Raw genomic sequence first — 11,904 nt, forward strand, 5'->3', positions numbered from 1 at the left:
TCCAGTCGCAGCTCCAGCACCGCCAGGATCACACCGCCGGCCGCGACGATCGCCGAGCCCCAACGGGTGCGCTCGGCAAGGGACATGAAGGCGGCCGCCGGGATCGTGCACACCGCGCCGATCAGATAGGCGAGGAAGACCGCCATGCCGTGCTCCGGCCGCTCGCCCCGGGCGAGCTGCACCAGCGACACCACGAGCTGCACCAGCGCGAGCAGGGTGACGACGGCCATGCCGGCGAAGTGCCAGTCCTTGGTCGGCGAGTCACGGTACGCGGCGTAGCCGCACCACGCCGCGAGGAGCAGCGCCGTGACGGAGACCGTGATGATGACCGCGTCGACCATGCGAAAACTGTATTACGGGCGGTCACCCCGCCCGATTCCGCCCCCGGCCTCCCGGCGGCCGGCGCTCCCGCCCGGCACTGTGTCCGCATCATGAACAAACGGACCACCATTCGGAACCCGGGCGGATCTCTGCTTTACTGGGGCACATGACCACGACGAACCGCCGCTGCCACGCGACCGAGGCGACCACGCCCGGTGTCCGCTGCATGCCCGGCCGGCGTCGTGCGTGTCGAATGTGTGACTGACTGAGGGCCCCGACCATCTGACTCCCGCGCCCCGAAGCGGGACCGGCGGCACGTCCGCGCGCCGCCCTCGTCGTCCCACCCCCTCCTCCCGGCCGAGGCCGGCAGGAACCCACCCCGCGCCACACCCACCGCCGCCGCGCCGCGCGCGCGGCCGGTCGCGCACGGCCCTGTCCGGGCCCGCCCGCGTGCCGCGGAGCACCGCACATCCCCCCGCACCCGGCGGACGTCACCGCCGTGTGCCCCGACGTGATGGACACGATCGTGATCACCACCACCGACCTGCGCAAGGTCTACCGCTCGCGCGGCCGTGAGGTCAGCGCCCTGGACGGCGTCGACCTGACCGTCCGCGAGGGCGAGGTCCTCGGCGTCGTCGGGCGGAGCGGAGCGGGCAAGAGCACCCTGATCCGCTGCGTCAACCTGCTGGAACGCCCCACCTCGGGCACCGTCGAGGTGGCCGGCCGCGACCTGACCGCGCTGGCCGGCCGCACCGACCGGGCGCCGGCCGCGCTGCGCGCCGCCCGCGCCGGCATCGGCATGGTCTTCCAGCACTTCAACCTCCTCTCCACGCGCACCGCGCAGGAGAACGTCGAACTCCCGCTGGAGATCCTCGGCCGCGCCGGCCGCCGCGACCGCGCCCGCAGGGCCCGCGAACTCCTCGACCTGGTCGGCCTGTCCGACGAGCAGGCCCGGGCGTACCCCGCCCAGCTCTCCGGCGGCCAGAAGCAGCGCGTCGGCATCGCCCGCGCGCTGGCCGGCGACCCCAAGGTGCTGCTCTCCGACGAGGCCACCTCCGCGCTCGACCCGGAGACCACCCGCGCGGTGCTCGGGCTGCTGCGCGACCTCAACCGGCAGCTCGGCCTCACCGTGCTGCTCATCACGCACGAGATGGACGTGGTCAAGGCCGTCTGCGACTCGGCGGCCCTCATGAAAGGCGGACGCATCGTGGAATCCGGCACCGTGGCCGAACTCCTCGCCACCCCCGGCTCGGAACTCGCCGGCGAGCTCTTCCCCGTCGGCGGCGTGCCCTCCGGCCCCGACCGCACCGTCGTCGACCTGACCTTCCACGGCGACAGCGCCAGCCGGCCGGTGATCTCCCAACTGGCCCGCACCTACAACGTCGACGTGTCGATCCTCGGCGCCGCCATGGAGACCGTGGACGGCCGGCAGGTCGGCCGGATGCGGATCGAACTGCCCGGCCGGTTCGAGGACAACGTGGTGCAGATCGGCTACCTGCGCGAACTGGGGCTGCAAGTGGACATCGCCGACGTCACCGGCGAGGCCGACGTCACCGGCAGCGCCGCCCCCCGTGCTCCCGGCGCCGCCGCTGCTCCCGGTCTTCCCGGTCTCGCCGCCGCGGAGGCCGCGAAGTGACCTGGTCCGAGATGGAGCCGCTGCTCTCCCAGGCGCTCGGTGAGACGCTGCGGATGGTCGCCTGGTCCACGGTGATCGCGGTGGCCGCCGGACTGCCCGTCGGCGTCCTGCTGGTCCTCACCGACCGCGGCGGCCTGCTCCGCAACCTCCCGGTCAACCGCGCGCTGGGCGTCGTGGTGAACGTCGGCCGCTCGCTGCCGTTCGTGATCCTGATGATCGCGCTGCTGTCCTTCACCCGCGGGATCGTCGGCACCACCATCGGCTGGCAGGCCGCCGTCGTGCCGCTGTCCGTCGGCGCCGTGCCGTTCTTCGCCCGGCTCGTGGAGACCGCGGTCCGCGAGGTCGACGACGGCCTGGTCGAGGCCGTGCGGGCGATGGGCGGCAGCACCTGGACGGTGGTCCGCAAGGTCCTGCTGCCCGAGTCGCTCGCGTCCCTGCTCGCCGGGGCGACCACCACCGTGATCGCGCTCATCGGCTACTCGGCGATGGCCGGGGTGGTGGGCGGCGGCGGACTCGGCGACCTCGCCCTGCGCTACGGCTACCAGCGGTTCGAGACCGGCTTCATGTGGGTGATCGTGGCGCTGCTCGTCGTCCTGGTCACGCTCGTGCAGCTCGCCGGCGACCTCGCCGCCCGGTCCGCGGACCGGCGCCGCCGCGGCCCGGCTCCCAGGCTGCGGCTGCTGCGGCCGCGCACCCCCTGAGTTTCCCCCCACACCCTGGCCCCGCGACGTTGCGGGGCTGCACCACCCATCTCCGTACATGGTCGAGAAAGAGGCACTTTTCGTGCGTACCACCCTGACGTTCACCGCCGCCGCCCTCGCCACCGGGGCCCTCGCCCTGGGCCTGACCGCATGCGGCTCCTCCGGCTCCGGCTCCCACGCCTCCGACGCCTCGGGCCCGCTCGTCGTCGCCGCCAGCCCCACCCCGCACGCGCAGATCCTGGACTTCGTCCGGGACCACCTGGCCAAGAAGGCCGGTCTGGACCTCCAGGTCAAGGAGTTCTCCGACTACGTCCTGCCCGACACCGCCACCGAGCAGGGCGAGGTCGGCGCCAACTTCTTCCAGCACAAGCCGTACCTGGACGACTTCAACAAGAAGAACGGCACCCACATCGTGCCCGTGGTGGACGTCGAACTGGAGCCGCTCGGCCTGTACTCGCACAAGGTCCACTCGCTCGCCGGGCTGTCCGACGGCGCGAGCGTCGCCGTGCCCAACGACACCACCAACGAGGCGCGGGCGCTGACCCTGCTCGCCGACAACGGGCTGATCACGCTCAAGGCCGGGACCGGCCAGACCGCCACCCCCGCCGACATCACCGCCAACCCCAGGCACCTGACGTTCAAGGAGCTGGAGGCCGCGGAACTGCCGCGCTCGCTGGACGACGTGGACGCCGGCGTCGTCAACGGCAACTACGCCATCCAGGCCGGGCTCAACCCGGCCAAGGACGCCCTCGTCCTGGAGAAGGCCGCCGGCAACCCCTACGCGAACTTCCTCGCCGTGAAGAAGGGGAACGAGAACGACCCGCGGGTGCGCAAGCTCGCCGAGCTGCTCAACTCGCCCGAGGTGCGCACGTACATAGAGGACACCTTCAAGGGCGCGGTCATCCCCGCGTTCGGCAAGGCCGCCTGACCCCGGGCCGCCTGACCCCGGGCCGCAGGACCTCGCGCCGTCGTGACCCCAGGTCCGCGGGGGCCCGTGCCCGCCGTTCGCCACGGCCGGGTACGGGCCCTCAGCCGTACCGCAGCCAGTACACGTCCGTGGTGTACGGCATCTCGACCGCGTCGCTGCCCCGCGTCGCGTCGTGCGCCCCCAGCACCGCCTCGACCTCCGCACGGACCCGTGCCTGCGCGGCCGGGTCCAGCACGGCTATGTGGCTCGACGACATCATGCGCTCCACCACGTCCTCCACGGTCGTGGAGTGCGGGTTGGGCCAGTGCCGCTCCTCGATCACGCCCCAGCCCTTGCGCTCCTCGAACGCCTCCCGCCACGCGCCCGGACCGACGCCGGGACCCGCGCCCGGATCACCGGGCAGCGAACCCAGCGGCGGCCGCGGCAGGTCCCGCGGCGCCAGCCGGAAGTAGATGTCCTGGTAGTCGCGCACCCACGGCACCGAGGTGTCGTAGGTGTTCCACACCAGTGCCAGCGCCCCGCCCGGCCGCAGCAGCCGCTCGACCTCGGCCAGCGCCTCGTCCTCCTGGAACCAGTGCCACGACTGCGCCGCCACCACGGCGTCCGCACACGCGTCCGGCAGTCCCGTCGACTCCGCAGTGCCGGCCGTCACCGCCACCCCCGGCAGCAGCTCCGCCATCCGCTCGCGCATCTCCGGCACCGGCTCGACCGCCAGCACCTCGGCGCCGGTCAGCGCCAGCAGCCGGGTGAACTTGCCCGTCCCCGCGCCGAGATCGACGACCGTGCGGCCCGCCTCCAGGGGCAGCGCGTCGGCCAGCGCGGCGAGCGCCGCGAGCGGATAGGAGGGCCGGGAGCGCTCGTAGACCCCCGCCGCCCGCTGGTAACCGACTCCTGCTGCGTGGTGCACTGTCACGCGGGCTGACGGTAGCAGTATCGGATGACGTCCACGGATATCCGCCCTGACCGGCATTCCCCCTACTCTGGAAGGGCGTTCGTCACAGCCCCGGGCCGCCGCACCCCGCGGCGACCCTGCCCGGCGGACGCCGCGCCTGATGCTGCATGCTGTGCAATCCACACATGCCCTGGTTACGGAGCAGCGAATGACAGCCACCTTCCCGGACATCACCCTCAGCACCGAACGCCTGGTGCTGCGCCCGTACGAGGCGGCCGACATCCCCGCGCTCGTGGAGATGATGAACGACGAGCTGGTCACCGCCTGGACCGGCGTCCCGTATCCGTACACCACGGCCGACGCCCGCGACTTCGTCTCCCGGGGCGCCGGCGCCGAGCGCACCCAGGGCCGCGGGCTGGTGCTGGCGGTCACCGAGTTCCTCACCCAGCGGCTGGTGGGCACCGTGACCCTCCAGCGCACCGACTGGCGGATCCGCGCCACCGAGATCGGCTACCTCACCGCCCCCTGGGCCCGCGGCGAGGGCTACGCCAGCGAGTCGGTGCTCGCCGTCTGCCGCTGGCTCTTCGACGAACAGGGCTTCCAGCGCGTCGAACTGCGCACCGCCGCCGACAACACCGCCTCCCAGCAGGTCGCCCAGAAGATCGGCTGCGTCAGCGAGGGCGTGCTGCGCGCCGCCGGGATCGTCCGCACCCGCGCCGAGGACCGCGCCGGCGACGACGCGGAAGGCTGGACCGAGACGCGCACCGACCTGCTCGTGTGGAGCCTGCTCCCGGAGGATCTGGACGACACCCTGGAGCCCGGACCCGAGGCCGAGCTCTACGACTCCGGCAGCGCCTCCACCGCCTACGCCGACTGGCGCTGACCGCGCCGCCACGGCCGCCGGCCGCCCGGGTTAGGGTTCTCCCCCGGGCCCTCCGCCGCGACCTGCCGGAGAGGAACCCGCACGCCCCGTCACAGGGACCCGCAGCGATCCGCACACGGCATGGAGGCAGAAGACGATGGCCGACCGGGTCACCGTGATCGGATGGGACGGCTCACCCCTGTCCGAACCCGCCCGTGCCGCACTGGGCGCCGCCACCCTGGTGGCCGGCACCCGCCACCATCTCGCCCTGCCGGACGTGCCCGAGGGTGCCGAGCAGATCGTCCTGGGCAGCATCGAGATCGCCGCCCGCCGGATCGCCAAGCACCGCGGCACCGCGGTCGTGCTCGCCGACGGCGACCCCGGCTTCTTCGGCGTGGTCCGCGCCCTTCGCGCCCCCGAACACGGCCTGGAGATCGAGGTCGTCCCCGCCGTCTCGGCCGTCGCCCAGGCCTTCGCCCGCGCCGGGATGCCCTGGGACGACGCCCGCGTCGTCGTCGCCACCAGCCGCACGCTGCGGCGCGCGGTCAACGTCTGTCGCGCCTACCCCAAGGTCGCCGTGCTCACCTCGCCCGGCGCCGGGCCCGCCGAACTCGCGCTGCTGCTCACCGGGGTGCACCGCACCTTCGTCATCTGCGAGGCGCTCGGCACCGAGCAGGAACAGGTCACCGTCCTCACCTCCGACAAGGCGGCCGACCACATCTGGCGCGACCCCAACGTCGTCCTCGTCGTCGGCAGCACCTCCTCCTCCCGGTCGCTGCGCTGGGGCGACCCGCAGCCCGGCGCCGCGAGCCGGGTCGGCGGCTGGATCGCCGGCCGCGACCCCGGCTTCCCCGGCGACGTCCGCGGCTGGGCGCTGCCGTCCTCCGAGTACGGAGGGAACGTTCCGGCACAGGTGCGGGCGCTCCAACTCGCCCGGCTGGGCCCGCGCACCGGCGACCTCGTGTGGGACATCGGCGCGGCGGACGGCGCGGTCGCCGTCGAGGCGGCCCGGTTCGGCGCGGCCGTCATCGCCGTCGAACGCGACGCCGACGCCTGCGACTGGATCACCGCCACCGCACGCGGCCACGGCGTCCAGATGCACGTCGTGCACGGCACTGCGCCCGCCGCCCTGGAGGACCTGCCCGAACCCGACGTCGTGCGGATCGGCACCGCCGACGCCGCGGTCACCGCCGCCTGCGCGGCCCGCAGGCCCGAGCGGATCGTCACCTCCGCGGCGAACCGCGATCAGGCCGAGGCGGTCACCCGGGCACTGGAGGAGGGCGGTTACGACGTCGAGCGGTCCCTGGTGCAGTCCGTCGAACTGGGCAGCGACTGGACCGAACGCGAGCGCGCTGTGACCTTCGTCCTCAGCGGCACCCGGCGCTGATCGCCGAGCCGTCCCAGGGCCCACCGGCCCACCCCCCGGGGGGTGTTGGGAACGGGACCGCCAACGTGTCGCGGTGTAGCACGTTTCCGCTGGTGGCGCGGGGAAATGCGGGCATCGTGTGAGATACGTCCCGAGGTGCGGACGGGGGAGCGGACGGCCTCCCGCAGCGGGGTAGGCTGACGGATCGTTGTGCCGTCGCCGTACGTTGACGGGCCGTTCAGGTGTTCGGGCCGTCCGTCGCCCGACGTGCCGCATCCCTGGCACGCTCGTTGTTGTTCCCAGGGGCTGCGGCACGGGTGGCACGGCGGCTGGAAGGAGCGAAACCGATGGGCGAGGGGCAGGCATGACGGACACCGGTCAGATCCCCGGCGAGGGGCTGCCGGAGAACGGCGTCGGGGATGCGGCTCTTCCGCCGCACACCGGCCTTCCCGGCAACGGCGTACCGCAGCAGGCCGGGTGGGGCACGGACCCGCTGGCCGGCCAGGAGGCGCCCGGGACCGGCTACACCTACCTCGACCAGCAGCCCGGCGCGGGATCCGGTCTCGACGACGAGGACGACGCCCTGCTCATGCCCGGTTCCGTGGGCGCGTGGAGCGACCCGCAGCCGGTGCCCGCCCAGCCGCAGCCGCACCTCCAGCAGCCGCCGCAGGGCTACGCGCAGCCGCAGGTGGTCAACGTGATCTCGGTGGAAGTGCCCACCGAGGTCCCGGTCGAGGCGCCCGTGCTGCAGATGCCGCCCACCACCCCGCGCCGGCCCCTGCACATGGGCCCGCCGGTCACCGACACCCCGTCCGGCGGCGTGTCCGTGCGCTCGCTCTCCGACCGCGGCCCGGCCGTGGCCACCGCCGGACCGCCCACGGCGGGCCCCGAGTACCTCGACGTGCCCCGGGACGAGGCCATCCCCGCGCAGCAGACCGGCGAGCCCACCGCCGCCGGCTGGCCGCAGGCGGGCGGTGCCTCCCGGGTGTCCCTCATCCCGCACGCCGACAGCGTGATCCCGGCGCAGGCGTCGGCCCCCTCGGTGTCCGAGGGCGCGGGCATCCCGTCGCCGACCCCGCCCAGCGCTCCCACCGCCTCCGTGGACGGGCCGCAGTTCGCCCGGCCGGAGCAGGTCCCGGCCGCCGAGCCCGCGCCGGCCGCCGAGTCCGTCCCGGTCGGCGGGGCTGAGGTGCCGCCGGCGCCCGTCGCCGCCGCGGCCCCCGCGGCGCCCTCCGTCAACACGCCCGCCGAAGCGTCCGGTTCGGCCCCGAGCGGCCCCGTGGCGTTCCTGCCGGGCGACGGTCCGGTGGCCGCGGCCGTGCCCGTGCAGGGGCTGCCCGGCGTCGTCGGGCTTCCCGTCGCCCCGGCCGTCCCCGCCGCGTCCGGTCCGGCGGACGCCGCGCCGGGCGCGCACGCTGCCGCGGACGCCGTCCCGGCGCCCACCGCTGCTCCGGCCGGCGCCCCCGCGACTGCTCCCGCGGAACCGGCCGGTGTCGCCGCCGCGACCGCCGACGCCCCGCAGAGCGCGAGCGGTGGGACGGACGCCGCGGACGCGGCCGGCAGTCCTGCCGCCGAGGGTGTCGCCGTGCCCGCCCAGGACGGCCCGGCACTGCACGTCGGGCCCGAGGCTCCGGTGGCGACGGGGGAGAGCACCCCCGTGCCCGCCCAGGCCGTGGCCGCCGCCGAGGCACCTGCCGAACCCGAGGCACCCGCCGCTGACGCCGTTGCGGAACAGGGGCCTGCGCCCGTCGGCGCTCCCGAGACCGTTGTGGCCGTCGCCGCGCCCGAGGGCGAAGCACCGGCCAGGCAGGCGCCTGCGCCCGAGGCGGAGGTCGTGCCGGGCGCCGAGCCGGGCGTGACCGAGGAGCCCGCCGCAGCCGCGCCCGTGGTGACCCCTGCGGAGCCGAACTCCGCCGCCGCGCACGGCGGTTCGGAGGAGGCGGTGCAGGAGAAGCCGTCCACCGCCGCCGGGACCGGCCGTCGGCGGGCGCCTGCCGCCCGCGAGGAGGAGCCCCCGGCGCCGCCCGCCGAGGAGGCCGCCCCGCCTGCGGCCGCGGCCGCAGGTGTCCCGCAGACACCGGCCGCCGAGGCCGGACCGGAGGGTCCGGAGTCCGCCGCCACGGCGGAGAACGCTGCCGTCGCCGCCGAGGTACCCGCCGCGCCCGCGCGAGGCCGTCGCGCCCGCCGTGCCGCGGCCCCGGCCGCCGCCCCGCCCGCTGTCGAGCCGCACGCCGCCGAGCAAGTCACCGAGGCCGGCGAGCCGGTCATGACCGGGGCCGCCGAGCCCGCGGCGGCGGAGGCCCCCGTGGTGGAGCCGCCCGTCGTCGAGGTGCCCGCCGTCGAGGCGCCCGATGCGGATGCGGCCGCAGAAGAGGCCCCCACCGCGGACGGGACCGCCTCCGGCGAGCCCGTCGCGGAAGTGGCCGCAGCCGACGAGCCCGCCGTCGAAGCGCCCGCGGAGGCGGAGCCGGCCGCTGAAGTGCCCGCCACCGCCGTGCCCGTGACCGAAGTGCCCGTGACCGAGGCGCCCGCAGTGGAGGAGCCGGTCGCCGCCGAGCCGGCGGCCGAGCCGTCCGCTCCCGAGCCGGCGGCTCCGGAGGTGGCGGCCGTTGCCGCCGCGGAGCCGCAGCCCGCCGCCGAGCCGTACGACCCGGCCGTGCGTGACGCCGTGCACCGGGTCATCCGCGAGCGCCGCGACATCCGCAACGGCTTCCGGTCCGACCCCATCCCGCACGAGGTGCTGCTGCGCGTGCTGGAGGCGGCGCACACTGCGCCGAGCGTCGGCCACTCGCAGCCGTGGGACTTCGTCGTGATCCGCTCCGAGAAGACCCGCGAGCGGATGCACCAGCTGGCGATGGCCCAGCGCGAGGCCTACGCCAAGTCGCTGCCGAAGGCCCGCGCGCGGCAGTTCCGCGAGCTGAAGATCGAGGCGATCCTCGACACCCCCGTGAACATCGTGGTCACGGCCGACCCGACGCGCGGCGGCCGCCACACCCTCGGCCGGCACACCCAGCCGCAGATGGCCCCCTACTCCTCGGCCCTCGCCGTGGAGAACCTGTGGCTCGCCGCCCGCGCCGAGGGGCTGGGCGTCGGCTGGGTCAGCTTCTTCGACGAGCGCCAGATGGTGGAGGAGCTCGGCCTGCCCGAGCACCTGGAGGTCGTGGCGTACCTGTGTGTCGGGTACGTCGACGAGTTCCCCGAGGAACCCGAGCTGATGCAGGCCGGCTGGTCGCAGCGGCGTCCGCTGTCCTGGGTCGTGCACGAGGAGGAGTACGGCAACCGGGCGCTGCCCGGCGAGGCGCCGCACGACCTCCTTGACGAGACGCTGCGGGGCATCCGCCCGCTGGACGCCAAGGCGCTCGGCGAGGCGTGGGAGCGGCAGAAGCGGATGACCAAGCCGGCCGGTGCGCTGGGCATGCTGGAGATCATCTCCGCGCAGCTCAGCGGGCTGTCCCGGCAGTGCCCGCCGCCGATCCCCGAGCCCGCGGCGGTGGCGATCTTCGCCGGCGACCACGGGGTGCACGCCCAGGGCGTCACGGCGTGGCCGCAGGAGGTCACCGGCCAGATGGTCGCCAACTTCCTCGGCGGCGGCGCGGTGTGCAACGCGTTCGCGAACCAGGTGGGCGCGGAGGTGTGCGTCATCGACGTCGGTGTCGCTTCCGAACTCCCCAGTACCCCGGGCCTGTTGCCGCGCAAGGTGCGGCCCGGGACGGCGGACTTCACCACCGGTCCGGCGATGACCCGGGACGAGGCGCTGCGCGCGATCGAGGTCGGCATCGAGACCGCCCGCGACCTGGTGGCGGCCGGCAACAAGGCGCTGCTCACCGGTGAGATGGGCATCGCCAACACCACGACGTCGGCGGCGCTGATCGCCGTCTTCACCGGGGTGGACCCGGCGGAGGTCACCGGGCGCGGCACCGGCATCAACGACGAGATGCACGCCCGCAAGGTCGAGGTGGTCCGGCGCGCGCTGGAACTCCACCAGCCGGACCCGGGCGACCCGATCGCCGTCCTCACCGCCGTCGGCGGGCTCGAACACGCGGCGATGGTGGGTCTGTTGCTCGGGGCGGCGGCGCTGCGGACGCCGGTCATCCTGGACGGGGTCAGCGCGGGCGCGGCGGCGCTGGTCGCCCGGGCGATCGCACCGGAGGTGCTGGCGGCGTGCATCGCCGGGCACCGCAGTGCCGAGCCCGGCCACATGGCGGCCCTCACCACCCTCGGACTGCGGCCCCTGGTCGACCTCGACCTCCGCCTCGGCGAGGGCACCGGGGCGCTGCTGGCCCTCCCGCTCGTCCAGAGCGCGGCACGCGTGATGCACGAGGTGGCCACCTTCGACGCGGCCGGCGTCACCGAAAAGTCCTGACGCCTCTCGCCCCGAGTTACGCCCCCAAGGGTCCCCAGCTACGCCGAACCATGCGCCGGGCACGCACCGCAAAGGGGCATGCGTGCCCCGCAGAGGGGCTCGGCCACGGCGAACTGTGCGACGGGCATGCACCGCAAGGGGGCGGTGCGTGCCCCGTAGGGGCGCGGGGAACTGCGCGATCGGCCACGGCGAACCGTGCGACGGGCACGCACCGCAAGGTGCAGCTCGGGCCCCGAAGGGCTCGGCCACGGCGAACCGTGCGACGGGCATGCACCGCAAGGGGGCGGTGCGTGCCCCGTAGGGCGCAGGGAACTGCGCGATCGGCCACGGCGAACCGTGCGACGGGTACGCACCGCAAGGTGCAGTTCGGGCCCCGAAGGGCTCGGCCACGACGAACCGTGCGGCGGACACGCACCGCAAGGGGGCGGTGCGTGCCCCGTAGGGCGCGGGGAACTGCGCGATCGGCCACGGCGAACCGTGCGACGGGTACGCACCGCGCAGTGCGTGCCCCGTAGGGGCGCGGGGAACTGCGCGATCAGCCACGGCGAACCGTGCGACGGCGACGCACCGCAAAGGGGCATGCGTGCCCCGCAGAGGGGCTCGGCCACGGCATACCGTGCGACGGCGACGCACCGCAAGGGGCGGTGCGTGCCCCGTAGGGGCGCGGGGAACTGCGCGATCAGCCACGGTGAACCGTGCGACGGGCACGCACCGCGCAGTGCGTGCCCCGTAGGGGCGCGGGGAACTGCGCGATCAGCCACGGCGAACCGTGCGACGGGCATGCACCGCAAGGGGCAGCTCGGGCCGTGTGAGGCCCCGGCCGCCCAGGCCGAAC

8 protein-coding genes are annotated in these 11,904 nt (G+C 74.9%); 6 read left to right on the plus strand and 2 right to left on the minus strand.

The window, feature by feature from the left end:
* On the minus strand, positions 1–341 hold a 341-nt coding region (locus K7862_RS19585; RefSeq protein WP_222964255.1), incomplete at its 3' end, for a hypothetical protein.
* A 506-nt stretch (positions 342–847) separates the two neighbouring features.
* Between K7862_RS19585 and K7862_RS19590 the strand changes: the two genes are divergently transcribed.
* The 3 genes from K7862_RS19590 to K7862_RS19600 all read left to right on the plus strand — a co-directional run bounded on the left by K7862_RS19590 (position 848) and on the right by K7862_RS19600 (position 3,586).
* Positions 848–1,957, plus strand: a complete 1,110-nt coding sequence (locus K7862_RS19590; RefSeq protein WP_222964418.1) for a methionine ABC transporter ATP-binding protein — start codon at positions 848–850, stop codon at positions 1,955–1,957.
* Positions 1,954–2,658, plus strand: coding sequence for a methionine ABC transporter permease (locus K7862_RS19595; RefSeq protein ID WP_222964257.1), 705 nt, complete (start codon positions 1,954–1,956; stop codon positions 2,656–2,658). Before K7862_RS19590 ends, K7862_RS19595 begins: the two co-directional genes overlap by 4 nt.
* 82 nt (positions 2,659–2,740) lie before the next feature.
* Positions 2,741–3,586 (plus strand): MetQ/NlpA family ABC transporter substrate-binding protein, encoded by an 846-nt coding sequence (locus K7862_RS19600; protein ID WP_308012075.1) that lies wholly within the window; start codon positions 2,741–2,743, stop codon positions 3,584–3,586.
* Between the two features lie 100 nt (positions 3,587–3,686).
* Here K7862_RS19600 and K7862_RS19605 read toward each other — a convergent pair whose 3' ends face one another.
* Entirely contained in the window at positions 3,687–4,499 is an 813-nt protein-coding gene (locus tag K7862_RS19605) for a class I SAM-dependent methyltransferase (RefSeq protein ID WP_222964261.1), read from the minus strand.
* Between the two features lie 187 nt (positions 4,500–4,686).
* Here K7862_RS19605 and K7862_RS19610 point away from each other — a divergent pair, with 187 nt between their 5' ends.
* From K7862_RS19610 to cobT, 3 genes are all read left to right on the plus strand, one after another.
* Positions 4,687–5,361 carry a GNAT family N-acetyltransferase gene (locus tag K7862_RS19610; RefSeq protein WP_222964263.1) on the plus strand — a complete coding sequence of 225 codons (675 nt, stop codon included), beginning with the start codon at positions 4,687–4,689 and terminating at the stop codon, positions 5,359–5,361.
* Between the two features lie 136 nt (positions 5,362–5,497).
* Positions 5,498–6,727, plus strand: a complete 1,230-nt coding sequence (cbiE, locus tag K7862_RS19615) for a precorrin-6y C5,15-methyltransferase (decarboxylating) subunit CbiE (RefSeq protein WP_222964265.1) — start codon at positions 5,498–5,500, stop codon at positions 6,725–6,727.
* A gap of 343 nt (positions 6,728–7,070) precedes the next feature.
* On the plus strand, positions 7,071–11,069 hold the full coding sequence (gene cobT / locus K7862_RS19620) for a nicotinate-nucleotide--dimethylbenzimidazole phosphoribosyltransferase (protein ID WP_222964267.1): 3,999 nt from the start codon (positions 7,071–7,073) through the stop codon (positions 11,067–11,069).
* Positions 11,070–11,904: the final 835 nt, after the last annotated feature.

The sequence above is a fragment of the Actinacidiphila acidipaludis genome (genome assembly GCF_019890725.1).
In the GTDB taxonomy this organism is placed as follows: domain Bacteria; phylum Actinomycetota; class Actinomycetes; order Streptomycetales; family Streptomycetaceae; genus Actinacidiphila; species Actinacidiphila acidipaludis.

Excerpts from the sequence above, each read along its gene's own strand:
- K7862_RS19610 (WP_222964263.1), top strand. The coding sequence starts at position 4,687 with ATGACAGCCACCTTCCCGGACATCACCCTCAGCACCGAACGCCTGGTG.
- cbiE (WP_222964265.1), top strand. The coding sequence starts at position 5,498 with ATGGCCGACCGGGTCACCGTGATCGGATGGGACGGCTCACCCCTGTCC.
- cobT (WP_222964267.1), top strand. The coding sequence starts at position 7,071 with ATGACGGACACCGGTCAGATCCCCGGCGAGGGGCTGCCGGAGAACGGC.